Consider the following 26,374-nt stretch of genomic DNA (forward strand, 5'->3'; position numbering starts at 1 on the left):
CAGCGTATTACCTCAAGTCGCTTTATGGGGTAAGGGGATTTTGTGTCTGCGACATTTCTGTTGTGCAAGAAATATGTACAATAAAATGAATTTTGTCGCTTTGCAAGCAAAATCCCACTAAACCCTATAGGTTGCGGATTTGAGGGATTAATCTTTTCTGGTGCTTATTCCAGTAATCTTCAAATTCTTTTTCCATGCAATCCATTTACTGTTTTGTATTAAAACTAGACGGTTAAAACTTCAATACTTATACTTTTCGTTATACTTTTCGGCTACAAAGATAAGAATAATTATTCATTTCTCCAAAATTACAACATACTACTTTGAATATTTAACGTATATTAGTTCTAATGGTCAAAACAAAAACTTCACTGCATCACTTGACAATAGCCTGCTTGTATATAGACTGGAAAAGGCAACACCCAACGACGGGCATTGCCTTTCTTGTATAATAACAAAGAGGAATTTTATCTCTCATTCAGTGGCTTATATTCCAGTTCGCCAAGAATATTCTTATATGCAGGACGGATAATACGACGGCCTTCGAAATTGAGTTCTTCAATACGATGGGCTGTCCAACCCACGATACGTGCCATGGCGAAAATAGGTGTATAGATTTCCTGTGGCAAACCAATCATTTCATAGATAAAGCCACTGTAGAAATCAAGATTTGCACACGCTGGCTTGCTGCCTCCACGGTGTTCCTGCAGACATTTGATACCTTCCTGCTCTATCAGCTTCAGGAAATTATACTCGTCTTCTCTACCCTTTTCCTTGGCAAGTTCACCTGCCAGGCGCTTCAGTTCAACGGCACGTGGGTCACTCAAAGTATAGACCGCATGACCGATACCATAAATGAGACCTGTCTTGTCATAAGCCTCCTTGTTGAGCATTCGCTTAAGGTAAGTATCAAGTTCAGTTACATTACCCCAATCCTTGATAGCTTCTTTCAAGTGGTGGAACATATTGATAACCTTGATATTGGCACCACCATGCAAAGGACCCTTCAAACTACCGATACCAGCAGCAATAGAACTGTAAGTATCTGTACGGGTAGAAGATGTTACACGTACTGTAAAGGTTGAGTTGTTACCACCACCATGTTCTGCCTGGATAATCAGGAGAAGGTCGAGCATACGGGCATCCAGTTCGGAATAGTTTTCATGCTTCATCATATAAAGAAAGTTCTCTGCAATAGAGAGATTCTCACGAGGATGACGAATATGTAGACTTCTACCCTGAACAGAGTGACGGTAGATATTGTATGCATAAGCAATGATGGTTGGGAACTTGGCAATCAATTCAATACTCTGGCGCATCAGATTGTCACGGCTGATGTCATCCGGATTCGGATCGAAGGTGTACATTTCGAGCACACAACGGGCCAGGATGTTCATGATGTTGCTGCCTTCCAGCTCGATGATATGGGTAATCGTACGATGATCAAGCGGCATATTATCGTTCAGGAGTTCTCTGAAAGCATCCAATTCCTCCTTATCAGGCAACTGGCCCGAGAGCAGCAGGAAGGCTACTTCCTCGAATCCGAAACGCTTCTCCTTCAAGAGAGGAGTTACCAGATCATCAAGTTCATAACCACGATAATAAAGTTTACCTTCTGTAGGAGTCAACTTACCTTCTGCATCGCGCTCATAACCCACTACATTACCGATATTGGTCAGTCCGACCAACACACCAGAGCCATCCTCATTACGAAGTCCACGCTTCACATTGAACTTCTTGAATGCATCCTTATCAATCTTGCATGAGTTTTTTACCTCATCGCTTAATTTATATATTAAATATTCTTTATTCATAACTGTTACTATTTTAGCTGCATGGCTACAACTATTATTTCTTTGCAGCAAAGTTCAATGCAGAACCAGCCTTAAACCATGCAATCTGTGTATCATTATAAGTATGCTCAACCTCGAAACTATCCTCAGAACCATCCTTGTGCTTCAGGGTGACGGTGAGTTTAGAACCTGGCGCAAACTCCTTCAAACCTGTCAAAGAGATGCGGTCGTCCTCCTGCACCTTATTATAATCATCCTTGTTGCAGAATGTGAGGGCAAGCATACCCTGCTTCTTCAGGTTGGTTTCGTGGATGCGGGCGAAACTCTTGGCGAGAATCACCTTCACGTTGAGGAAACGAGGCTCCATAGCTGCATGCTCACGGGAAGAACCTTCACCATAGTTATCCTCTGCCACCACGATGCTGCTGATGCCTTTTGCCTTGTAAGCCTTGGCAGCGGTAGAAACCTCGACATAAGCACCATCCAACTGGTTCTTCACCTTATTGCTCTCACCGTTAAAGACATTAACGGCACCCATTAAAAGGTTGTCGGAGATGTTCTGCAAATGTCCACGGAACTTCAGCCAAGGACCCGCCATAGAGATGTGGTCGGTGGTACATTTGCCCTCGGTTTTGATAAGAAGCGGCATATCTGTCAGGTCTTTTCCATCCCATGGAGCAAACGGAGCAAGTTTCTGGAGTCGGTTGCTGTCAGGCGCAATAACTACCTCTACATTGGCATTTTCTTCGCTTGGAGCAATGAATCCCTTATCCTCTACGGCAAAACCCTTAGGTGGGAAGGTGAAACCTGTAGGCGCATCGAGCATCACGCTGTTGCCCTCCTTATCCAACAAGGTATCGGTAGCCGGATTGAAGTCGAGACGGCCCGCAATGGTGAGAGCCACGGTGAGCTCTGGACTGCCGATGAAGGCAAACGTATTAGGGTTGCCATCAGCACGGCGGCGGAAGTTTCGGTTGAAAGAAGTGACGATGGCATTCTTGCGCGTATTATCATCGGTATGACGCTTCCACTGTCCGATGCAAGGACCGCAGGCATTGGTCATGATGAGGGCTCCAATCTTCTTGAAATCATCAAGGATGCCATCACGCTCGGCTGTATAGCGAATCTGCTCTGAACCCGGGTTGATGATAAGCTGTCCCTTCACCTCAATACCTTTCTCATAAGCCTGACGGGCAATGCTGGCAGCACGGGCCAAGTCCTGATAAGAAGAGTTGGTACAGCTACCTACCAATCCGACTTCTACTACCATCGGATAATCGTTGGCAGGACCTTTTGCCTTCATGTGAGAGATTGGTGTGGCTGCATCTGGAGTGAACGGACCGTTAAGATGAGGTTCAACCTTAGAAAGGTCGATTTCAACAATCTGGTCGTAGAAAGCAGACGGATCTGCCAACACCTCATCATCAGCACGGAGTTCGGCTGCATTCATCTGTGCGAGAGATGCAATTTCTTCACGGCCTGTCTTGCGGAGATACTCGCTGGCATTCTGGTCGAATGGGAAGATAGAGCATGTGGCACCCAATTCGGCTCCCATGTTACAGATGGTAGCCTTGCCGGTAGTCGAGATACTGTCCAATCCCTCGCCGAAGTATTCGAGGATGGCGTTGGTTCCGCCCTTTACGGTAAGAATGCCGAGGATTTCGAGAATCACATCCTTAGGAGTGGCCCAGCCAGAGAGTTTACCTGTGAGATGCACACCAATGAGACGTGGCATCTTGAGTTCCCAAGGCTGACCGGTCAACACATCTACGGCATCAGCACCACCTACACCTACTGCCACCATGCCGAGACCGCCGGCATTAGGAGTATGAGAATCAGTACCCACCATCATACCTCCAGGGAATGCATAGTTTTCGAGCACTACCTGATGGATGATTCCGGCACCAGGTCCCCAGAATCCGATATGATATTTCTGAGAAACAGATTTCAGGAAGTCATATACCTCCTTATTGGTCTTGCAAGCCTCAGGAAGATCTTGTGTTGCGCCCACATCGGCACGAATCAAGTGATCACAATGTACGGAAGCAGGTACGGCCACCTTGTCCTTACCCGCATTCATGAACTGCAAGAGTGCCATTTGCGCAGTCGCATCCTGCATCGCCACGCGATTAGGACGGAAGTCAACATATTCTATACCTCTTTTATATGGTCGCAACTGTGTAGGGTCGAAAAGATGCGCAAAGAGCACCTTCTCGGCATAAGTAAGAGGTCGTTTCACCGTAGCCTTAGCCTGGGCTACACTTTCCGAATACGAAGCGTAAAAGCTTCTCAGCATTTCAATGTCCAATATCATCTTGTTCACAATTTTAATTAATTATACACTCTTTCGAGCAATTCTGTTTGCAAAAATACAACTTTTTCTACAAATAGTAGCATGTTTTATCGAAAATTTATCATTTTGATATGATTTTTCTGTTTTTTGATAATTTTGTTGCATATTTATACGTTAATCACTCTCTTTCTCCAGAAAAGCAGGATTATGATATGAAAAGACAAGAATGGCTACGGAAAGGCAGGAAAACAGAGAAAAAAGAAAGGAAAGTGAAGAAAAGAGAAGTAAAAATGAAAGAAAAAGCAAAAATTTTTGGTGCTCTCCGCATTATTTATTATTTTTGCAGATGTTATGAGAATAGACATTATTACAGTATTACCAGAGATGCTGGAGGGATTCTTCAATGAGTCCATTCTGGCACGTGCGCAGAAGAAGGGGCTAGCGGAGATTCATCTGCACAACCTGCGTGACTACACATTAGATAAATGGAAACGTGTGGACGACTATCCATACGGCGGAAGTGCCGGCATGGTGATGCAATGTGAACCAATAGACCGCTGCATAGCTGCGCTGAAGGCAGAGCACGAGTATGATGACGTGATTTACGTTTCGCCAGATGGTGAAACTTTCAACCAGAAGATAGCCAACGAAATGTCGATGCAGGGTAACCTCATCATCCTCTGCGGTCACTACAAGGGTATTGACCAGCGTGTGCGCGACCATCTCATTACCCGCGAAATCAGTGTAGGTGATTATGTGCTGACGGGTGGCGAACTTGCTGCAGCCATCATCTCAGATGCCGTCATCCGACTGGTTCCGGGTGTTATCAGCGACGAACAGAGTGCACTTTCCGACTGTTTCCAGGACGACATTCTTGCTGCCCCTATCTACACCCGTCCTGCCGACTACAAGGGATGGAAGGTTCCGGAGATTCTGCTCAGTGGCAACGAAGCCAAGATTCGCCAGTGGGAATTCGACCAGGCCATGGAAAGAACAAAGCGCCTGCGCCCTGACCTGCTGAAATAAGAAGAAATCATTGCTGATTACTATCATACCCAGAACGGTGATTTTTAGGCACGGTGTAATCCGTTCCTAAAAATCACCGTTCTACTCATTCTCAAGCCATATACTAAAACTCTACACCTTATTTATCAACTACACCTTATTAATATTATTCTTTTTCTACGCATTTTTCGCAGAAAGCCTCACCCAGCATGAAACCTTCTTCGTAGAGGCGTTCCAGTTTATCGGTATCCTTCTCTATTCTGCCAACTTCCAACGGACGGATTGGACGGATACAGGTAATCTTACCCGCAGCCTCCAGATCATCTACAAGCTGGATCTGTTCGTTATAAGCCCGATGACGGTGACTCAGAGCCACACGCAGGCGAGGATAGTTCTTATATAAATAAGGTATCTTATGGTCTTTGCCCATATCACGCCATCCTTTGTTGCGAGTCAGGACAACCACATTGTGTTGCCACCCCATGTCAATGGCGTGCTGTACCGGAATACTGTCCGCAATACCACCATCCAACATCGGAATGCCATCCACTTCCACAATCTTGCTCACATATGGCAAACTGCTGGAAGCACGCACAACATCCAGTGCACGCTGCCTGTCATGATTCTCGGAAAGATACATAGCCTTGCCCGTAAGACAATTGGTAGTAACCATCTCGAAACCATCGGCATACTTAAAATAGGTATCAAAATCGAAAGGCAAGAGCTGGTTCGGAAACTTATCGTAGAGCAATTTGCGGTCGAAGATACACCCCTGAGTCACCAGATGGCGAATACCGATATACTGGTATCGGGCCAGATAATCGATGTTAGAGATACGGGCACGCCGAGGTTGGCGGCTCATATACGACATGCCATTACATGCCCCAGCCGATACAGCCACCGTATAAGGGAAATGAACATCATGCTTCATGAAGGCATCCAGTACCCCACTGGTGAAGACCCCTCGCATGCCTCCTCCCTCAAGAACCAAACCTGTTGTTTTCAAATTCAATTTCATAACACACTCTCTGCTTTTAAAATTCTGAAAATAATTATATTTTGCTCGCTGCATAGACAATTTTCTTACATTTTGTCTAGCAAAAAGCCGTTTTTATATTAATTATTTATAAATTTACGCGTTTTATTCAATTTTGCTTGCAAAGATACGTATTTTTTGGGAAATAATTGCTAACTTTGCAAGCAAAATAATGTAAAATACTAAAAATATGTTCAGCAAAGAGACTTACATCAGCCGCAGACAGGAGTTGAAGAAGCTTGTGAAAAGCGGCGTAATTATACTTTTCGGAAACAACAATTCACCATGTAATTTCCCTAATAACGGATATTACCCTTTCCGTCAGGACTCGACATTCCTCTATTATTTCGGATTGCAGCGAGACGGTCTGGTAGGTGTGATAGATATAGACAACGATATTGAAACCCTAATTGGCGATGACATCGACCTCGTAGACATCGTATGGTACGGAAGCGTTGACAGTGTTCACGATCTTGCAGCGCAGGTAGGCGTTCACAACTCAGCACCTATGAAAACGCTCAAGACTATCTGCAACGACGCCATGTCGAAGAAGCGCAAGATTCATTTCCTGCCACCTTACCGCTACGACATCAAGCTGCAGGTATTCGACCTTCTGGGCATCCATCCTAACCAGCAGAAAGAAGAGGCCAGCATGGACCTCATCAAGGCTGTTGTGAAGATGCGTTCAACTAAGACCCAGGAAGAAATCGAGGAATTGGAGCGTGCTGCTGTCATCGGATACAAGATGCATACCACAGCGATGAAGCTCGTACGTCCGGGTGTGACAGAAAAATATGTTGCAGGTCAGGTAAGCGGCATTGCCCACTCTTACGGAGCCATGGTCAGTTTCCCAACCATCTTCAGTCAGCACGGTGAAATTCAGCATGGTTATCCATCTATGAATGTACTGGAAGAAGGCAGACTGGCACTCTGTGATGCAGGTGCAGAAACTATGAACAACTACTGTTCAGACAACACCCGCACCATGCCGGTAAGCGGAAAGTTCAGCCAGCGCCAGTTGGAAATCTACTCTATTGTAGAAGAATGCCACGACCATGCACTGGATGTAGCCAAGCCAGGCGTAAAATGGGCTGACGTACACTTCTCTGTTTGCCGCCTGCTCTTCGACCGCATGAAGGAACTCGGACTTGCAAAGGGTGATACAGAAGAGGCTGTAAAGGCTGGAGCACACGCCATGTTCCTGCCTCATGGTTTGGGCCACATGATGGGAATGGATGTTCACGACATGGAAAACCTCGACCAGATTAACGTTGGTTTCGACGAAGAGGTACGCCCTAATCTGGAGCAATTCGGTACCAACTGCCTGCGTATGGGTCGCCGTCTGCAGGAAGGTTTCGTGGTAACCGACGAGCCGGGAGTTTACTTCATCCCTGCCCTCATCGACGACTGGAAGGCATCCGGTCACTGTGCAGAATTCCTCAACTTCGACAAGATTGAGACCTATAAAGATTTCGGTGGTATCCGAATTGAGGACGATGTACTCATCACCAAAGATGGTTGCAGATTCCTGGGCAAAGACCGCATACCTTATCATCCAAAAGATGTTGAGGAGTTCATGGCAGCCAACAAGGAATAAAATTCCTGAAAGAGAAATCATTTCAGAAAAAGGAATCAGAGAGAAGATATAACAAGAACATTAATATAAAGAGAAAAGAATTCATGAAGAAAACTATGATTGTTGCAGCCTTGATGGCTTTGGTAGCCACAGGAGCAAATGCGAAGAAAGCTGCAGACTCTGCAGAAGTAGCAAAGAACAAACCTGTATTTACTGTAGTAAAGCAGAATCCTATCACTAGCATCAAGGACCAGAACCGCAGTGGTACGTGCTGGGCTTACTCTACCCTCAGCTACTTCGAGAGCGAAATCTTGAAGAAGACAGGTAAGACCTACGACCTCAGCGAAATGTTCGTAGCCAACAAGACTTATATGGACCGCGCCACAGTGGCAGTAAGAATGCACGGCGACGTGAGCTTCTCTGAGGGTGGTAGCGCCTACGATGTACTCTATGCTTTGCAGCACTATGGTATTGTACCTGAGTCTGCCATGCCTGCACCAGGTTCATTGACAGGTGACTCTTTGGCTAACTTCGGTGAGTTCTTCAACGTAATGACTCCATACGTAGAGGCAGTAGCAAAGAGCACAGCTAAGAAGCTTTCTCCAGCCTGGAAGAGCGGTCTTCAGGGCATCATCGACTCTTACATCGGTAAGGCTCCTGAGAAGTTTACATACGAGGGCAAGCAGTATACTCCACAGAGTTTCTGCCAGAGCCTCGGTTTGAATCTTGATGATTATGTAACCATTACCAGCTACACCCACCACCCAATGTGGAGCAAGTTTGCTGTTGAGGTACAGGATAACTGGCGCTGGCCTTTGAGTTACAACGTTCCTATGGAAGACATCTGCAAGATCATCGACAACGCTGTAAACAACGGTTACACAGTAGCTTGGGGTGGTGACGTAACAGAAGACGGTTTCACTCGCAAGGGTCTCGGTATCGCTTACGACGTAAAGAAGGTTCGCTCTATGGCCGGTACAGATGCTGACCATTGGTTCAAGCTCTCTAAGGACGAGAAGAAGGAGAAGTTTGATTCTCTCGGCGTAAATGCTCCTGAGATTGTTCCTACACAGGCTATGCGTCAGGAAGCATTCGACAATTGGGAGACAACTGATGACCACGGTATGCACATCTACGGTATCGCTAAGGATCAGAACGGCAAGGAGTACTACATGGTTAAGAACTCTTGGGGCGAGTATGGTGACTACAAGGGAACCTGGTACATGACCAAGGCTTTCGTAGCCTACAAGACTATGGACTTCATGGTTAACAAGAACGCCCTTCCTAAGGACATCCGCAAGAAGCTCGGAATCTAGGAGAGTTTTAATAGTTAAAAGTTATAGTTAACAGTCTATAGGTTTTCTATGGACATTCTCCTAAACAAAAATATTCAAGGGGCAGCAAACCGATGAGTTTGCTGCCTTTTTTGTTGCCAAGAAAATCTCTTATTCACTTATTTTGGGTTGCCAACAAGTCTTATTTTTACTTATTTCTAGGTAATTTAATAAAATTCCTCCCTAAACATTTCCTTTTGTCATTTTATTTTCGTAACTTTGGGGGCAGAAATAAAAAATAATTAAAATGCATTTTAAATGGAATTACGAATCACCAACACCTGAACAGCAAAAAGCAGCTGAAGAATTAGGCGCCAAGCTAAATATGAGCCCAGTTCTTGCCCATTTGCTCATCAAGCGCGAGATTACGACAGAGTCTGCAGCCAAACGGTTCTTCCGTCCACAACTCTCAGATCTCATCAATCCATTCCTGATGAAAGACATGGATATTGCCGTAGACCGCCTGAACGATGCTATGGGTAGAAAGGAACGTATCCTTGTTTACGGAGACTATGACGTAGACGGATGCACCGCCGTTGCCCTGGTGTACAAATTCTTGCAGCAATTCTATTCAAACATCGACTACTACATTCCCGACCGCTACGACGAAGGTTACGGAGTGAGTAAGAAAGGAATAGATTTTGCTCATCAGACTGGTGTAAAACTGATTATTATTCTAGACTGCGGAATCAAGGCTATTCAGGAGATAGAATATGCCAAGAGTCTGGGAATAGACTTCATCATCTGCGACCATCACGTTCCTGACGATGTGATGCCACCTGCTGTGGCCATACTCAATCCGAAGCGTCCTGACGATCCATTCCCATTCAAGCATCTCTGCGGATGCGGTGTAGGATTCAAGTTTATGCAGGCTTTTGCCAAGAACAACAACATTCCGTTCTCCAGGCTCATTCCTCTGCTCGACTTCTGCGCCGTGAGTATTGCTGCCGACATTGTGCCGGTGGTAGATGAGAACAGAATACTCGCCTTCCATGGCCTTAAGTTGCTGAATACCAACCCAAGTATCGGTCTGAAATCCATCATCGACATCTGCGGACTGAACGGACGCGAACTCTCTATGAGCGATATTGTGTTCAAGATTGGTCCCCGCATCAATGCTTCAGGCAGAATGGAGAACGGCAAGCTGAGCGTAGATCTGCTGGTAGAAAGAGACTATTCCTCAGCCCTGCGCATGGCCAGACACATCAATGAGTACAATGAGCAGCGCAAAGACATAGACAAGCAGATGACTGAAGAAGCCAACGGCATCGTATCGCGTCTGGAAAGCATGAAACACAATTCCAGCATAGTGCTCTATGATGAAGGCTGGAAAAAGGGAGTCATTGGCATTGTTGCTTCCCGACTCACCGAAATCTACTTCCGCCCTACCATTGTTCTGACCCGGGATGGTGATATGGCTACAGGTTCAGCACGTAGCGTAACGGGATTTGACATCTACTCAGCCATCAAGAGTTGCCGCGACCTCCTGCTCAATTTCGGTGGTCATACCTATGCTGCCGGACTTACCTTGAAGTGGGATAAGGTTAGAGAGTTCAGAGACAGGTTCCAGCATTATGTAGAAGAGCATATTTCGCCTCAACAGACAGAACCGGTGCTCAACATAGATGCTGAAATAGACTTTAAAGACATTACCAAGCATCTGCAGGCCGACTTGAAGCGCTTCTCTCCTTTCGGTCCATGTAACCAGAAACCTATTTTCTGCACCAACCGGGTATATGATTATGGTACCAGCAAGGTGGTGGGCAGAGAACAGGAACACATCAAGTTGGAACTGGTAGACTCAAAATCGAGCACGGTCTTAAACGGCATCGCTTTCGGTCAGAGTGCAGCTGCCCGCTACATCAAGAGTAAGCGAAGTTTCGACATAGCCTTCACCATAGAAGAGAATATTTTTAAGAAAAACCAAGTTCAACTTCAGATAGAAGACATCCGTCCAAACGAAGGATGAGGTACTTAGCCCTATGCATGGATTAGGCACTGATTACTCGGATTACACGGATTTGTAGAGCAAAATCCGTCAGGACGCAAAAGCATCGAAATCTGCAAGGGCAAAAGTTTCAAAAAATGGCAGATAAATATCAAGAAATACTACGTACATATTGGGGGTATCCTGACTTTCGCGGCATACAACGAGACATCATCGAGAGTATAGCCCGAGGTGAGGATACCCTCGGTCTTATGCCTACAGGTGGCGGTAAATCCATCACCTTCCAGGTTCCAGCCCTTGCCCAAAAGGGCGTCTGTATTGTGGTAACTCCACTCATTGCGCTGATGAAGGATCAGGTACAGCATCTCAAGGCCCGCAACATCCTGGCTGAAGCCATCTACACAGGATTGTCGCGCCAAGAGATTCTCCGAATATTGGAAAATTGTATTTTCGGTGAAATCAAGTTTCTGTATGTTTCACCAGAACGTCTTTCTTCAGAATTGTTCCAAACTAAACTGCGCCACATTCCGGTGAGTTTCATCACGGTAGATGAAGCTCACTGCATCAGCCAGTGGGGTTACGATTTCCGCCCGTCTTATCTCGAAATTGCAAAAATAAGAGATATGAAGCCCGGTGTACCAGTCCTTGCTCTTACGGCTACGGCCACTCCCGATGTAGTAGAAGATATCCAGAACCAGCTTCACTTCAAGAAGCAAAACGTATTTAAAATGAGTTTTGCCCGCAAGAATCTTGCCTATGTGGTGCGCACCACCAACGACAAGTTGACCGAAATGGTTCATATCCTACAGTGTACCCAAGGCTCAGCAATCATTTACGCGAGAAGCCGAAAACGAACCAAGGAGATGGCAGAACTTCTGAACAAACAAGGTATTTCTGCTACATTTTACCATGCCGGACTGGATTCCGACGTGAAGGATATCCGACAGAAGAACTGGCAAAATGACGAGATAAGGGTAATGGTAGCAACCAATGCTTTCGGCATGGGAATAGACAAGTCAGATGTGAGAATGGTAATTCATATAGATTGTCCAGACTCACTGGAAGCCTATTTTCAAGAGGCGGGACGAGGCGGAAGAGACGGCGAAAAGGCTTATGCTGTGCTGCTCTACAACCAGAGCGATGAAAACAAACTCATGAAACGCATAGACGAAACCTTCCCAGACAAAGAATTCATCAAAGACGTTTACGAGCATCTTGCTTACTTTTTCCAGGTGGCAGTTGGAAGCGGAATGGAACAGACTTTCATGTTCGAGATAGAGAAGTTCTGCTTCACCTACAAGTACTTCCCTACTCGCGTAGACTCGGCTCTGCGCATTCTGGAGCGCTCAGGCTATATCCACTACGAGGACAATCCTGACGGAAAAGCAAGAATCAGATTTAACATCAGCCGAAATGATCTCTATCTGCTAGAGAATGTTTCGGAGAAGGAAGAGTCTGTTATTACGGGGCTTCTGCGTAATTACGGCGGTCTGTTTACCGACTATGTTTACATTGATGAGTCGCTGATAGAGCGTGTAAGCGAACTAAACCGTCAGCAGGTATACATGATTCTGAAAAATCTGAGTGCCCGCCACATCATCGACTTCATTCCCCGCCGCAAGACACCTTATATCAGCTACACGCGTCCTAGGGAAGATGGTTTCAGAGTTATCATCCCTGAGGAGGTATGGGAAGTACGCAAGAAACAGTTTACTGCCCACATCAAGAGCATTATCAGTTATGCAAAGAACGACAGCATCTGCCGTTCGCGCCAGCTTCTGAGTTATTTTGGCGAAAAAACGAAAATGAAGGACGACTGCGGGATATGTGATGTCTGCATAGACCACAAAATACCCCAGAAGCAAACTATTATATCAGAAATTCTAGACTTGCTGAAAGACGGAAAGCCACATGACATTACAGAACTAAACCAACTGAAATATGATTCAGAAGATATGGCTGCAGTTCTTGAAGAAATGGTTGCAGAGAATATGTTTTATGTCGAGGGAGACAAAATCGTTCATGACCCATAAATGAAATAGCAGAAAGGTGTATCATAAGTTATACTTTATGAGCCCGCTCCCATATGAAATCACTAAAGCCCCTTATAAACAGAAAAAAGGGAACGACACCTCTCGGGCCATTCCCTTTTCAACATTATGTACGAGAAAAAAATTAGTTATTCTCAGGGCGAAGTTTACGAACTGTAACACCAGCCTGCCACATTTCCTTGTTGCGCATAGCCTCGAGTTCAGCGTTCAACTTCTCGCGGTAATCAGCCTGAGAGTTCTTGTCGATAGAAATCTGAGCCTCGTTACCAGTCTTTACAGAGTAGTACAACCACTCCATTACAGGCTTGATAGCCTCACGGAAACGAGGAGCCCAGTCAAGAGCACCACGCTGAGCTGTTGTTGAACAGTTAGCATACATCCAATCCATACCCTTAGCACCGAAGAGAGGGCCAAGGCTCTGTGTGAGCTCCTCAACAGTCTCGTTGAAAGCCTCAGATGGTGAGTGACCATTCTCGCGGAGCACGTCATACTGTGCCTCCAACAATCCCTCAATTGCACCCATCAATGAGCCACGCTCACCTGTGAGGTCAGAAGTAGCCTCACGCTGGAATGTTGTCTTGAACAAATAACCGGCACCGATACCGATACCGAAGGCAATAGTCTTCTCCTCTGCCTTGCCAGATGCATCCTGATATACAGCGTAAGAGCAGTTCAAACCACGACCCTCGCAGAACATAGTGCGGAGAGAAGTACCAGAACCCTTAGGAGCAACCATGATTACATCAATATCCTTTGGTGGAACAACGCCTGTGCGGTCGCTCCAGTTGATAGCGAAACCATGTGAATAATACAAAGTCTTACCTGCTGTGAGGTGTGGCTTAATCTTTGGCCAGCATGCAATCTGACCGGCATCAGAAAGCAACATACAGATGATAGTACCCTTTTCAGCAGCTTCCTCGATAGAGAACAATGTCTTACCAGGAACCCAACCATCCTTCAGACACTTCTCGTAGGTCTTACCCTGACGCTGTCCGACGATGACGTTGAAACCATTATCGCGAAGGTTACAAGCCTGACCAGGACCCTGGATACCATAACCGATAACTGCGATTGTTTCGTTCTTCAATACTTCACGTGCTTTCTCCAATGAAAATTCATGACTGGTGACAACAGTTTCCATTACGCCACCGAAATTCATTTCTGCCATAATTTTTATTTTTTTTGTGCGGCTTGCCGTTTGTGGAGCCGCGGGTTATACTTGTCCATACGGATGCGAGCTGTATTCTTATCCAAAGAGAGCCTGTTTGATCCGTCCACCCCCTATCCAAGAAGGCGGCTCTGGGTTTATTCTTATTTTCTGAGTGCAAAGGTAAGCAAATAAAATGAAACCACCAAATTTTTCTTTCAATTTTTAATAAATTTAGCCTTACTTCTTACAACTTCCACCTCATTTACGTCATTTTTGTCGGTTTTTGTTATCTTTATGCAGTATTCTTGCATTTTTTCTGCCTCACTTGTTTCTTCCAAATAGAAATGAAGTTGGTCTCCCTGGTGACTTTCTGCTACATAAGCTATCTCAAATCTTTGCAAAAAGTGATTTTTGTAATAATCCAGATCAAAGAGGTCGAGGATATGTTCGATGTATTTCACCGAGTTGATGTGCCCGTTAACATCTACATCATGATAATAGGTGTCAATGGTTCTCACCAGCTTGGCATCCTTGCCCATTTTCACTCTCGAACTTGCCTGGATAGGACAAGGTTTTTCCGAATCAATATATTCTTTGATGAGTCCGTCGTGAATTTCAAAAATATCAACAGGCTGTCGGGTTTCCGTATCAATCATTGCCCACACGCTCTTGCCGTAGCCGTAAACCTTGGCTTCTTCGGATGATGATGTCTTGCCGCAGATTTTGAAATCTCGGGATGTGAAATATTTCATGGCACTCTCGCACCAGGTTTCTACCACAAAGCGGTCGTAAGACTTCGGCATCTCTGTCATCTCAATGGCCAGTCGGCTGAGAACCCATGTCTTGTGTCGGGGCATGAGGTAGTTCATACCGAACCCGCGGTCGTTGCTGTGAAAATCGGCAGCATTGAGCAGATGATTTCCGAGATGCCCCATAAAGAGGTGGCTGCTGAAATCGCAGTGGAAAGGCTCCGATAGGAATTCGTAACGCCCTACCTTATCTAATATTTTCTGTTCCATAATATCTGTCTCGTCCTTTTATCTTGTTGTTTGTCTTGTTGTTTTAAACCGAAAAAGCCCCCTGCTCCGCTAGTTTGAAGCCAGGGGAACAAAGGGCATCAAAATATGAAAGAAATCTAATCTTCTGAATTCTGCTTGAGATAATCAGAGATGGGTTCGTCAAAACTTCTCGTTACAGCGATTCTGCCGCTTCGGGTATACTGAAGCAGGCAGTTGTAGCTGTTGAGCTGCTGGAAGAGGTCGGCGATGTCTTCGGTAAGTCCTGCCAGAAGCACGGTGCTGTAGGTAGGATTCACCTCCATCATGCGGGCATCATGCTTGCGGATGGTGCGCGAAACCTCTGGATTTTCTAGCAATACCGGAGTGGAAATCTTGAAGAGAGCCACTTCATGGATGAAGATCTGGTCGTCGGAGTAGTAATCGCTCTTCACCACGTCAATCTTCTTCTCTATTGCCTTGTTGATTTTCTCAATCTGCTCTTCATCACTCCAAACCGTGATGGTATACTTGTGTATATTCTTGATACTGCTGGCCGAAACATTCAAGCTCTCGATGTTTACCTGTCTGCGAGTAAACACGGCGGTAATCTGATTCAGGATACCGGCAATGTTTTCTGAGTAAACAAGCAATGTATATAATTTCTTTTCGTTGTTATTCTCCATTTTTCCAAATTTTAAAATAATCGGTTACTTTTCGGAGGATGCTTCCTCATGAAGGAATTTACACCTTATTATATATAGCCGAAAGCTTTTAATAATTCAACTCGAGTTGCATCTCATCTACACTCTTGCCCGGCAGCGTCATCGGAACGATGTCTTCATTCTCCTTGATGGCGCACTCCAACAGGTAAGGACCCTTGGTGCTGATCATCTTCTCCACCTTAGCCTGAAGGTCCTTGCGGTCTATTACCACATCGTATGGTATGCCGTAGGCCTTGGCAATCTCTGCATAATGAGGATTCATCATGTGGGTGAAGGAGTGACGGCCGCCGAACATCAGGTCTTGCCACTGGCGAACGTTGCCCAGATAGTTGTTGTTCAGCAGAATCATCTTTACCGGTGCCTGCTGCTCCATGATGGTGCCCAGTTCCTGGATGTTCATCTGGAAACCGCCGTCGCCGAAGAAACAGCAGATGGTGCGATCGGGAGCTCCGAAGGTGGCACCGATGGCTGCCGGAAGGCCGAAGCCCATGGTTCCGAAACCACCACTGGTTACGATGCTCAGCTTCTTGGTAAACTTGAAGTAGCGGCTACTGATCATCTGGTTCTGACCTACGTCGTTTACGAGAACAGCCTCATTATGAGTAGCTTCCGTTACCACGTTGGTCACCTCGCCCATAAGCAGCGGTCCCTCTGTAGGGTGGATATCCTTCTCTATTACCTTTTCCTGTTCCTGCTGGCGGTATTCCTCGAAGGAATCTCTCCACTCGCGGTGAACATTCTTGTTCAGCAGACGGGTAATGGCTGGCAGACTCTGCTTGCAGTCGCCCACCACAGCCACATCTGTCTTGATAACCTTATCAATCTCAGCCTTGTCAATGTCCAGGTGAATAATCTTGGCCTGGGGAGCATACTTAGAAGGCACGCCTGTGATACGGTCGCTGAAACGCATACCGATGGCGATGAGCACATCACACTCCTGGGTCTTCATGTTGGTAGCATAAGAACCGTGCATGCCGAGCATACCCATGTTGAGCGGGTGATTGCTAGGCAGGGCAGAAAGGCCGAGCAGGGTTCTGCCGGCAGGGATATCTGCCTTCTCGAGGAATTCGATGAGTTCATTATGTGCACCGCCAAGCTCTACTCCATGACCCACGAGGGCGAATGGTTTCTTGGCATTGTTGATGAGTTCGGCAGCTTCAGCCACCGCCTTTTCATCTATCGTAGGATAAGGGTTGTAAGATGTAACCTTCTCACATTTCACTGGTTCCCACTCGCATGTAGCCACCTGCGCATTCTTTGTAAAGTCGAGCACCACAGGTCCCGGACGTCCGCTGCGGGCGATGTAGAAAGCACGGCTCACAGCCCATGCCACATCCTCGGCACGGCGTATCTGGTAAGACCACTTGGAGATTGGCTGGGTAACACCCACGAGGTCTACCTCCTGGAAGGCATCGGTACCCAGGGCACCTACGCCTACCTGTCCGGCGATGACTACGATTGGTGTAGAATCCATCATGGCATCAGCGATGCCGGTCAATGTATTTGTAGCTCCAGGACCACTAGTGACAAGAGTGACGCCCACTTCGCCGCTGACTCGGGCATAACCCTGTGCAGCGTGAGCAGCAGCCTGCTCGTGACGTACCAAGATGTGGTCAAACATCTTCTTTTCACCTCTCGTGTAACCGTACAGTGCATCAAACACTGGCATGATGCTGCCGCCCGGATATCCGAAGATGGTTTTAACATCCTCGTTTTTCAGGGAGCGCATCAGTGCTTCGGCTCCTGTTATTACTTCTTTTGCCATTTATATGTTATTATTCTGAATAATTCAAAAACTTTTCTTTTCTCAAAGACTCTAAAAACTGTCTTTTCAAAGACTCTCGAAGATTAGTCGATGATTCTCACACCGCCCTTATCTGCCGAACTTACGCTCTGGGCATAAGCGCGCAGTGCCTTGCTAACCACGCGGTTGCGCTTCAGCGGCTGCTGTGGGCGTGCTGCGAGTTCCTCGTCAGAGAGCTTCACATTGATGGAGCGGCTAGGGATATCAATGACGATGATGTCGCCATCCTTAATCTTGCCGATGTTACCACCTGCTGCAGCCTCAGGACTGATGTGACCGATGCTCAAGCCTGATGTACCGCCTGAGAAGCGGCCGTCGGTGATGAGGGCACATTCCTTGCCCAGGTGACGGCTCTTGATGTAAGAGGTTGGGTAGAGCATCTCCTGCATGCCAGGGCCACCCTTCGGACCCTCGTGGGTGATGACTACGCAGTCGCCTGAGTTAACCTTTCCACCGAGGATGCCTTCGCATGCATCTTCCTGAGAATCAAAGCATACGGCTGGACCCTCAAAATGCCAGAGCACTGGGTCTACGCCGGCTGTCTTTACTACGCAACCGTTCTGGGCGATGTTGCCGAAGAGCACTGCCAGTCCGCCATCCTTGGTGTAGGCATGCTCGAGGTCGCGGATACAACCCTCGGCGCGGTCGGTGTCAAGACTCTCCCACTGAGCGTCCTGACTACCCATCTGGGTAGAGAACTTTCTGCCCGGTGCTGAATGATAGATTCTGTCAGCCTCGGCATCAATCTCTGTGCCGGTAATATCGTATTTCTTCATCTGCTCATCGAGTGTTTTGCCGTCAACACGCTTTACGGCGCCGTTGATCAGACCGCCCTTGTTCAGCTCGTTCAGGATACCGAGGATACCACCTGCGCGGTTGCACTCCTGTACACTGTATTTCTGGGTGTTAGGGCTCAACTTGCAGAGGCAAGGCACCTTGCGGCTCAACTGGTCGATGTCTTCCATCTTGAAGTCTGCGCCAGCTTCCTGAGCTACTGCCAGCAAGTGGAGCACGGTGTTGGTGCTTCCGCCCATGGCGATGTCCAGGGTCATGGCATTGAGGAATGCGTCGCGGGTAGCTATATTGCGTGGCAATACGCTCTCGTCGCCGTCCTCATAATATGCATAAGCGTTCTTAACTATCTGGCGTGCTGCATCTTTAAAAAGTTGGATGCGGTTTTTGTGGGTAGCAAGAATGGTTCCGTTGCCTGGCAAGCTCAGACCGATGGCCTCGGTGAGTGAGTTCATTGAGTTGGCGGTAAACATACCTGAGCAGCTACCGCAACCTGGGCAGGCGCACTGCTCAATCTGCGTCATCTCCTCGTCAGAAACGCTTGTATCAGCACCCTTAATCATAGCTGTAATCAAGTCGGCGTTCTCACCCTTCCAGCGTCCGGCTTCCATAGGTCCACCTGAGCAGAACACTGTAGGAATGTTCAGTCGCATAGATGCCATGAGCATACCTGGGGTTACCTTGTCGCAGTTTGAGATGCAGATCATGGCGTCGGCTTTGTGAGCATTGACCATGTATTCTACAGAGTCGGCAATGATGTCACGGCTTGGGAGGGAATAGAGCATTCCGTCGTGTCCCATTGCGATACCGTCGTCAACGGCGATGGTATTGAATTCGGCTGCGTAGCACCCCATAGCTTCGATTTCCTTCTTGACGATCTGACCGATTTCATGAAGATGGGTATGACCTGGCACAAACTGAGTAAAGCTGTTCACGATAGCAATGATTGGTTTACCAAACTGCTCGTGTTTCATACCTGCAGCTACCCAGAGTGCTCGGGCACCTGCCATTCTTCTGCCTTCAGTGCAGACGCTACTTCTTAATGGATGTTTCATATCTTTTTTTCTTTTATTTCCTTGCTTAAAAGGGCTCTTTCGAGCCCATTTGTTATAATTTGCCTGCAAAGATACAGAGAATTTATGTAATAGCCAACTAATTTCGTATAAAATTTCAGAAAACTTCGTTTTTTTGTTAGAAAAACAAATAAAATGCTTACAATTTATCACGATAGATACTCATTTCTGCTGATTTTGTGCAAAAAAACAAGAAAGAGCTTATTAACCACACTGAACTCTTATCTTATTAAGATAACCTGACGAAAAAGTATAAAGCGAGGCGGCCAGACATGTAAGAAAGGTAAGAAGAAAAAAAATCCTCCTAAACCGAAGTTTAGGAGGACCTGGTCACAAGACCAAATATCTGAAACTACTTATTTCTTTATTCAGCTGCATTGTTATCATTGAATGTAGCAACACGGTTGAACTCAACCTGCTTGAAGAGCTTGTCAGTAGCACCCATACCCTTAGCCTGAAGACGATTTGCGCTAATCTTGTAAGTCTTAACGAGAATGTTCTTTACAGCATTGGCACGAGCCTCAGAAAGTTTCTGGTTAAGTTCCTTAGAACCCTCTGGAGATGCATAACCCTTAATTTCAACCTTAGCATTTGGATGATTCTTCATATACTGAGCAATCATCTCGATGTTTGGCATCTGGCTACGCTCTACTTTTGACTTACCTACAGTAAACAATACTGTTGGCTGCAAATTGGTAGCAGTAGCTGGCTTTACATACTTAGGAGCCTTCTGGCACTCATTGAGCGCATTCTGGAGATCCTTGATCTGCTTGTCCTTAGCTGCGAGTTCAGAATCCTTGCTATTCAAGTCGTTGCGGAGGTTGTTGATCTGACCATTCAAACCATCAATCTCGTTCTGGTCGCGTGGAGTTACGATAGTGAAGTTGTGAGAGTTGTTAGAACCCTTGAACTTGTAGTTAACACCCACCTTAACCTGAAAAGCAGACTTGTTAACATCAAACTGGCAACCATTGCAAGCACTCTTGTTGTCGTGAAGGAACCAATTCATAGATGGCTCTACATATACCTGCCAAGCCTTGTTTGCGCCAAGGTTGAATGCGAAGTCAACACCTGCGTTAGCTGTGAGGGCATTGAGGTTGCCATTATGAAGGTTGAAAGAGTGGTAACCACCGATGCCTGCCAATGGGATGATTTCGAATTTACGTGGCTCACCCTTGTAACCCAAGAAGAGGTTTGTTGCATTGATAGTACCGATGAACTTACCGCTTGCACCACGAACCAAAGTCTTATGTGTAAAAGGCAGGTTGCGGTTACGAGCATAGAGGTCAGCCTCTACAGCAGCACCCCAAACTGGAGTAAACCACTTTCCGAGACGTACACCTACTGAAGGATTTACGTTCTTGAACCATGCATTGTGAGTAGTCTTTGTAGCAGCTCCAACGTTTACACCAAGATACCAATTGTCAAAGAACTTGCTCTCCTGTGTAGTCTGAGCAGATGCAGATACTGCCATTACGGCAGCAGCAAACATTAATACTAACTTTTTCATTTTCTCTCTAAAATTTGATTTTATATAAATTACTTAAAACTTCATTTTCAGGGTGCAAAATAATAAAAAAAATTATTAACTACCAAATTTTTGGCCATATTTTATGCTGTAAAACATAAAAAATGGAGAAAAAGAACATTTTAATATCCTATTTCTCCATTCTATTTTACTCAAAATGAATAATCTGAGCCATTATTGGTTCTATCCGTTTCTATCAGAAAACATCTTCTAAAGAAAGCTAAAGTTCGAAAACCTGAGCGCTTCTGCCTGCGATGGTTACCTGCTTGTTGCCCAAGCCAGAAACCGAGAGTTTCAGCGTGCGAGGCAAGGCATTCACCACTTTAAGCCAGGTTTTGCCCGATTTAGAATCCTTCACTACACTGGTGCCCACATATTTCTTCAGCGCATCCGGCAGACTGAGCACGGATGAAATGTAGAGGTCACCGGCATGCTGACCGAACATCTTCTGCATCTTGTAGCTCTCGCTCGCGCGTACATTATTATTATCAAAGTAAATCATGTCCGGCTGCCAGTTGCTGTATCCGTCCTTACACAAGAGAGGAGCATAGGATGTCATTTCTACCACATCGCCGTTGCGCTCCACATTGCAGAGGTGGATGCCCTCAGCCAGCGCATTGTCTACCGCATTGGCACCGCGAGATGCATATTCGCCCAGATAAACCTTAGGAGCCTTGCGGTCGTAATGGTCGTAATAATCCTGATGGTTCAGGAACCAGCCCGGCTGCTCATAATAATGCTCGTCTACGGCATCAATCCAGCGCTTGTTTTCGCGGGCAATCTTCCAACCCTCAATATAATCGGAAGACGGGAAGTGGAACGGACCTACGGTACCTACCACCTCGAGCTGAGGATACTTCTGCTTCACTGCCTTGCAGATCATCAGGTAGCGCTGCTCGAAATCGGTAGAGATGAGGTCTTCGTTGCCGATGCCTATCATCTTGAGGTTGAACGGAGCCGGATGACCCGCATCGGCTCTCATCTTAGCCCACTTAGAGGTGGCAGGATCGCCATTCGCCCATTCTACCAGGTCTAGCACGTCCTGAATATACTGCGGCATCTCGCTCATCGGGATTCCGCCCTGCTGACCAGCCACTCCGCGCTCATCTGCCACAGAGTTCTGACAAGGAACACCTGCCGCCAATACAGGCAGCGGCTCGGCTCCCATATCCTCGCACCACTGGAAATACTCATAGAAACCCAGCTGGCGGGTCTGATGGTACCCCCAGATGTTGTAGGCTGGCTTGCGATCTTTCTGCGGACCCACGCTCTCCTTCCAGTGGTAAATGTTCTTGAGCCCCTGACCGTGGAGCATGCAGCCGCCCGGGAAGCGCACGAAGCGAGGCTTCAGGTCGGCAATGGCCTCGGCAAGGTCTTTACGCAGTCCATGACCCTTGTAAGTATCTTGTGGTTTGAGACTTACCAAATCTACCGCCACTTTCTGCTCGCCCTTAGGCAAGATGGCAAACCGGATGTTCTTGCCCAGTTTGCCCTCCTTGGTGGTGGCTTCGCTGGCGAGTTCGCCCTCATATTTATCGGTCACGATGAGCTGCGCCTTATATTCCTTCCAGTCTGCGTCCTGCACCTTGATCTTGGTCTGGCATACAGGCAATCCCTCCTGGTTTACGAGCGCCAGGGTGAGGTCTTTCTTCTTGGCATCGATGCAGCGGGCATGCAGGCTCACCTCGTAAATGGCTGGCTGATGCTTACCCTCCTTGCCCTCAACGGCAGCTCCGCGACGTATGGCGATGCCGTCCCAACCTATATTATAAATAGGTGTAGCGCCCAGAACGGCATAATGGGCATTGTTCTGGCTCACCCCGTTTTCGGTGGCGATGCCCTCTTTCTCTACCCCCACCCATGCCGTGGTGGCATTCCACTGGTGGCGGTGGTCTTCCTTGTTATACTCAAAGTCACCGTTCTGCAACATTTCTGCAGAGAGTCCTCCGTCGGCAGCGCGGCTGATGTCTTCGAAGAAGATACCCATCAGCTTGTTGGAGATGCGGTGGGATTTCTGTGGATTGATGCTGAGGTTGGCAGGGATTTCCGAATCTTTCGGCAGGTCGATGTGGTTGTCCTTGGCATAAGCTGCGAGGTCGGCATCGGTCTTCGGTATCGGCTGGGCGTTGAGTTTTGCCTCTTCAGAGAGGGCGTGGAACCAGGAACGGATGTAGTTGAGATGTACGGCCGGCACCTCGAAATCGCAGCCCTGGAAGAGTTTTCCGCCTATGGTTGCGGTGTCGCGCTGCCAGAGTATCTCATCAGCTGAAGCCTCCAGAGTATCTTCCTTGAAGGTACGGAAATCGTTGCTTGCCTGTACGTATCGTTTGCCTTTGGATGTCTTGAGATAGATGTCGAAGTTGCCGTCATCCATCTGATAGGCAGCCACATCCTTCACGCCCTTTTCGCGGATGATGGGATAATCCTGCGGGCGCCAGGTGATGAGGTCTTCAGAATAGGCTACGGCAAACTGCGGTGCATGCTGGTTCACGCTCCAAAGTGCGCGCCATGTGCCGTCGTTAGCTTTTACCACGAAGGGGTTATACATCTTCTTTTCAGCTCCCCACGGACCGTAGTCGCTGGCGCAGAGCTGTCCTACATCCACCCAACGCTCATCGTCGGTGAAATAAGCCAGATGCAAGCCCTGGTTGGGTGCTGGCGAATAGATGAATATCTGGCAGATGGAGTCCTTGCCCTGTATGGTGTATGCAGGGGCATCCTTGTCTATTTGCTTCTGCATCTGCTGACTGCTGACTGCCTGACTGGCACTGGCAGCTGCCACGAGCAGCGCTGATGTAAATATGTACTTTAGTTTTATCATGTTTCTATATTTTTAGATTAATATTGTTTGTTCATTTTACACTATTTCTCTCGGCTTGATAAAAAGGCAGAGTGCATCACTGCACCCTGCCCCACAAATTAGAGAGTTATAAAAAATCAAGTATGCAGTGACTTAAGCACTGCTTCTTTCTGAAATAATTATCTTCTTTCTAGCTGTAATATTCCTTCTTGCCGGCAGCCAGCGTATTCTTCATCAGCGAACAGATGGTCATCGGACCAACGCCTCCCGGAACAGGAGTGATGAAGGAGCACTTCTCTGCCACCTCGTCGAATTTCACATCACCGTTCAGGCGGAAACCACTTTTCTTCGTAGCATCAGGCACGCGGGTGGTACCCACATCAATGACTACGGCTCCCGGCTTCACCATATCGGCTGTCACGAAATCAGGACGGCCTATGGCTGCGATGATGATATCTGCCTCCTGACACTCTTTCTTCAAATTCTTGGAATGGGAGTGGCATACGGTGACGGTAGCATCGCCATACTGCTTCTGCATCATCAGCTGAGCCATTGGCTTGCCTACGATGTTGCTTCTGCCCAGAATGACGCATTTCTTACCACTGGTCTCAATATTGTAATGCTGCAGCAGGGTGAGGATACCGAGCGGAGTGGCAGAGATGAAACAAGGCATGCCGAGCGACATTCTGCCCACGTTTACTGGGTGGAATCCGTCTACATCCTTGCGGTAATCTATTGCCATGGTCACCTTCTGCTCATCGATGTGCTTAGGAAGAGGAAGCTGAACGATGAATCCGTCAACATCATCATCCTGGTTCAACTTGTCTACGCACTGCAGGAGCTCTTCTTCGGTAACATCCTCCTCATAACGGATGAGGGTCGACTTGAATCCACACTTCTCGCAGGCCAGCACCTTGTTTTTCACATAGGTTTCGCTGCCTCCGTCGTGCCCTACGAGCACGGCTACCAGGTGTGGCTGCTTGCCTCCGTCGGCAACAATCTGTGCCACCTCCTGGGCTATCTGTTCCTTGATGGCGGCTGCCGTCGCCTTTCCGTCTATAAGCTGCATTTTTATTCTTATTTTAACGTTTATACTTTTCTTACATGCCCGGCATCTTAGGCATGCCAGGCATACCCTTCATGCGGCTCATCATCTGCGCCATTTTGTTGCCGGTCATCATCTGCATCATCTTGCGGGTCTGGTCAAACTGCTTAATGAGTTTGTTCACCTCCTGGATGTTGGTACCCGAACCCTTAGCGATGCGCTGGCGGCGTGACGTGTTGAGGATGGCCGGATTGGTGCGCTCCTTAGGAGTCATACTCTGGATGATGGCCTCTACGCCCTTGAATGCATCCTCTGGGATATCTACGTCGCGGATTGCCTTGCCCACGCCCGGAATCATCGCTGCCAGATCCTTGATGTTACCCATCTTCTTGATCTGCTGAATCTGGTTGTAGAAATCGTTGAAGTCGAACTGGTTCTTTCTGATCTTCTTCTCCAGTTTCTTGGCCTCTTCCAGGTCGAACTGCTCCTGTGCGCGCTCTACGAGGGATACCACGTCACCCATGCCGAGGATTCGGTCTGCCATACGAGCTGGGTGGAACACGTCAATGGCGTCCATCTTCTCGCCGGTACCTATAAACTTGATTGGCTTGGTTACCACGGTACGGATACTGAGGGCAGCACCACCGCGGGTATCACCGTCGAGCTTGGTGAGAACAACGCCGTTGAAGTCGAGGCGGTCGTTGAATTCCTTGGCTGTGTTTACGGCATCCTGACCGGTCATGGAGTCAACCACGAAGAGGGTTTCGTCTGGACGGAGATGATTCTTGAGATTGCTGATCTCGTTCATCATCTGCTCATCAATGGCGAGACGTCCGGCTGTATCGACGATTACCACATCGTTGCCGTTAGTCTTAGCCTGCTGGATGGCATGGTCGGCGATACTGAGCACATCCTTGTTCTCAGGCTCGCTGTATACCGGAACACCCACCTGCTCACCCACTACATGGAGCTGCTGGATAGCTGCCGGACGGTAAACGTCGCAGGCCACGAGCAATGGCTTCTTGCCTTTCTTGGTCTTGAGCATGTTGGCAAGCTTGCCACTGAAGGTAGTCTTACCCGAACCCTGCAGACCGCTCATGAGGATGACGGCCGGATGACTTTCGAGCTTCAATGGGGCTTCTTCGCCGCCCATGAGTTCTTCCAGTTCATCGTGCACCAACTTGATCATCAACTGTCCCGGCTTTACGGCAGTAAGTACATTCATGCCGAGTGCTTTCTCCTTCACCTTGTTGGTGAATTCCTTAGCCACTTTATAGTTTACGTCGGCGTCGAGGAGTGCACGGCGCACATCCTTCATGGTTTCCGCCACGTTGATTTCTGTAATTTTTCCCTCGCCCTTCAAGATTTTGAACGAGCGTTCCAGTCTATCACTTAAATTTTCAAACATTTTTCTTTCTTTATATTT

At 47.3% G+C, this 26,374-nt stretch carries 17 protein-coding genes; 5 read left to right on the top strand and 12 right to left on the bottom strand.

The genetic code is table 11. The features are described from left to right. Positions 1-467 precede the first annotated feature (467 nt). Complete coding sequence (locus FO447_RS07115) at positions 468-1,814, bottom strand: citrate/2-methylcitrate synthase (protein ID WP_117727882.1); 1,347 nt, start codon at positions 1,812-1,814, stop codon at positions 468-470. A gap of 34 nt (positions 1,815-1,848) precedes the next feature. Then, positions 1,849-4,107 (bottom strand): aconitate hydratase, encoded by a 2,259-nt coding sequence (locus FO447_RS07120; RefSeq protein ID WP_200758493.1) that lies wholly within the window; start codon positions 4,105-4,107, stop codon positions 1,849-1,851. A gap of 330 nt (positions 4,108-4,437) precedes the next feature. Here FO447_RS07120 and trmD point away from each other — a divergent pair, with 330 nt between their 5' ends. Further along, positions 4,438-5,112, top strand: a complete 675-nt coding sequence (trmD, locus tag FO447_RS07125) for a tRNA (guanosine(37)-N1)-methyltransferase TrmD (RefSeq protein WP_117692255.1) — start codon at positions 4,438-4,440, stop codon at positions 5,110-5,112. Positions 5,113-5,257: 145 nt separating this feature from the next. Here the strand turns inward: trmD and FO447_RS07130 are convergent, their stop codons facing one another. Beyond that, positions 5,258-6,109: a patatin-like phospholipase family protein gene (locus FO447_RS07130; protein WP_117727884.1), complete on the bottom strand. Its 852-nt coding sequence runs from the start codon at positions 6,107-6,109 to the stop codon at positions 5,258-5,260. Between the two features lie 208 nt (positions 6,110-6,317). On the opposite strand from FO447_RS07130, the gene FO447_RS07135 reads away from it, so the two are divergent. The 4 genes from FO447_RS07135 (at position 6,318) to FO447_RS07150 (ending at position 13,018) form a co-directional block, all read left to right on the top strand. Continuing rightward, entirely contained in the window at positions 6,318-7,724 is a 1,407-nt protein-coding gene (locus tag FO447_RS07135; protein ID WP_118065211.1) for an aminopeptidase P family protein, read from the top strand. Positions 7,725-7,807: 83 nt separating this feature from the next. Beyond that, the gene (locus FO447_RS07140; RefSeq protein ID WP_022121917.1) at positions 7,808-9,019 is read left to right on the top strand and encodes an aminopeptidase C; all 1,212 of its coding nucleotides are present in this window, start codon (positions 7,808-7,810) and stop codon (positions 9,017-9,019) included. Positions 9,020-9,284: 265 nt separating this feature from the next. After that, a complete protein-coding gene (gene recJ, locus FO447_RS07145; RefSeq protein ID WP_117692251.1) occupies positions 9,285-11,006 on the top strand; it encodes a single-stranded-DNA-specific exonuclease RecJ in 1,722 nt (573 codons plus the stop codon). A 116-nt stretch (positions 11,007-11,122) separates the two neighbouring features. Beyond that, a complete protein-coding gene (locus FO447_RS07150; protein WP_200758254.1) occupies positions 11,123-13,018 on the top strand; it encodes a RecQ family ATP-dependent DNA helicase in 1,896 nt (631 codons plus the stop codon). Between the two features lie 142 nt (positions 13,019-13,160). On the opposite strand, the gene ilvC is transcribed toward FO447_RS07150, so the two are convergent. From ilvC to ffh, 9 genes are all read right to left on the bottom strand, one after another. Next, positions 13,161-14,204 carry a ketol-acid reductoisomerase gene (ilvC, locus tag FO447_RS07155; RefSeq protein WP_089543564.1) on the bottom strand — a complete coding sequence of 348 codons (1,044 nt, stop codon included), beginning with the start codon at positions 14,202-14,204 and terminating at the stop codon, positions 13,161-13,163. A 197-nt stretch (positions 14,205-14,401) separates the two neighbouring features. After that, positions 14,402-15,205 (bottom strand): acyl-[acyl-carrier-protein] thioesterase, encoded by an 804-nt coding sequence (locus FO447_RS07160; protein WP_118416404.1) that lies wholly within the window; start codon positions 15,203-15,205, stop codon positions 14,402-14,404. A gap of 116 nt (positions 15,206-15,321) precedes the next feature. Continuing rightward, the gene (gene ilvN, locus FO447_RS07165) at positions 15,322-15,867 is read right to left on the bottom strand and encodes an acetolactate synthase small subunit (protein ID WP_117692246.1); all 546 of its coding nucleotides are present in this window, start codon (positions 15,865-15,867) and stop codon (positions 15,322-15,324) included. Positions 15,868-15,955: 88 nt separating this feature from the next. Then, the gene (gene ilvB, locus FO447_RS07170; RefSeq protein WP_117692244.1) at positions 15,956-17,671 is read right to left on the bottom strand and encodes a biosynthetic-type acetolactate synthase large subunit; all 1,716 of its coding nucleotides are present in this window, start codon (positions 17,669-17,671) and stop codon (positions 15,956-15,958) included. Positions 17,672-17,754: 83 nt separating this feature from the next. Further along, positions 17,755-19,557: a dihydroxy-acid dehydratase gene (gene ilvD, locus FO447_RS07175; protein ID WP_040552905.1), complete on the bottom strand. Its 1,803-nt coding sequence runs from the start codon at positions 19,555-19,557 to the stop codon at positions 17,755-17,757. A gap of 382 nt (positions 19,558-19,939) precedes the next feature. Next, complete coding sequence (locus tag FO447_RS07180; RefSeq protein WP_117728068.1) at positions 19,940-21,085, bottom strand: OmpA family protein; 1,146 nt, start codon at positions 21,083-21,085, stop codon at positions 19,940-19,942. Positions 21,086-21,323: 238 nt separating this feature from the next. Continuing rightward, positions 21,324-23,924, bottom strand: coding sequence for an alpha-L-arabinofuranosidase C-terminal domain-containing protein (locus FO447_RS07185; protein WP_200758256.1), 2,601 nt, complete (start codon positions 23,922-23,924; stop codon positions 21,324-21,326). 169 nt (positions 23,925-24,093) lie between these two features. Then, on the bottom strand, positions 24,094-24,972 hold the full coding sequence (gene folD, locus FO447_RS07190; RefSeq protein WP_118200032.1) for a bifunctional methylenetetrahydrofolate dehydrogenase/methenyltetrahydrofolate cyclohydrolase FolD: 879 nt from the start codon (positions 24,970-24,972) through the stop codon (positions 24,094-24,096). 31 nt (positions 24,973-25,003) lie between these two features. Next, the gene (ffh, locus tag FO447_RS07195; protein WP_006847372.1) at positions 25,004-26,356 is read right to left on the bottom strand and encodes a signal recognition particle protein; all 1,353 of its coding nucleotides are present in this window, start codon (positions 26,354-26,356) and stop codon (positions 25,004-25,006) included. Positions 26,357-26,374: the final 18 nt, after the last annotated feature.

The sequence above is a fragment of the Segatella copri genome (assembly GCF_015074785.1).
Taxonomy (GTDB): domain Bacteria; phylum Bacteroidota; class Bacteroidia; order Bacteroidales; family Bacteroidaceae; genus Prevotella.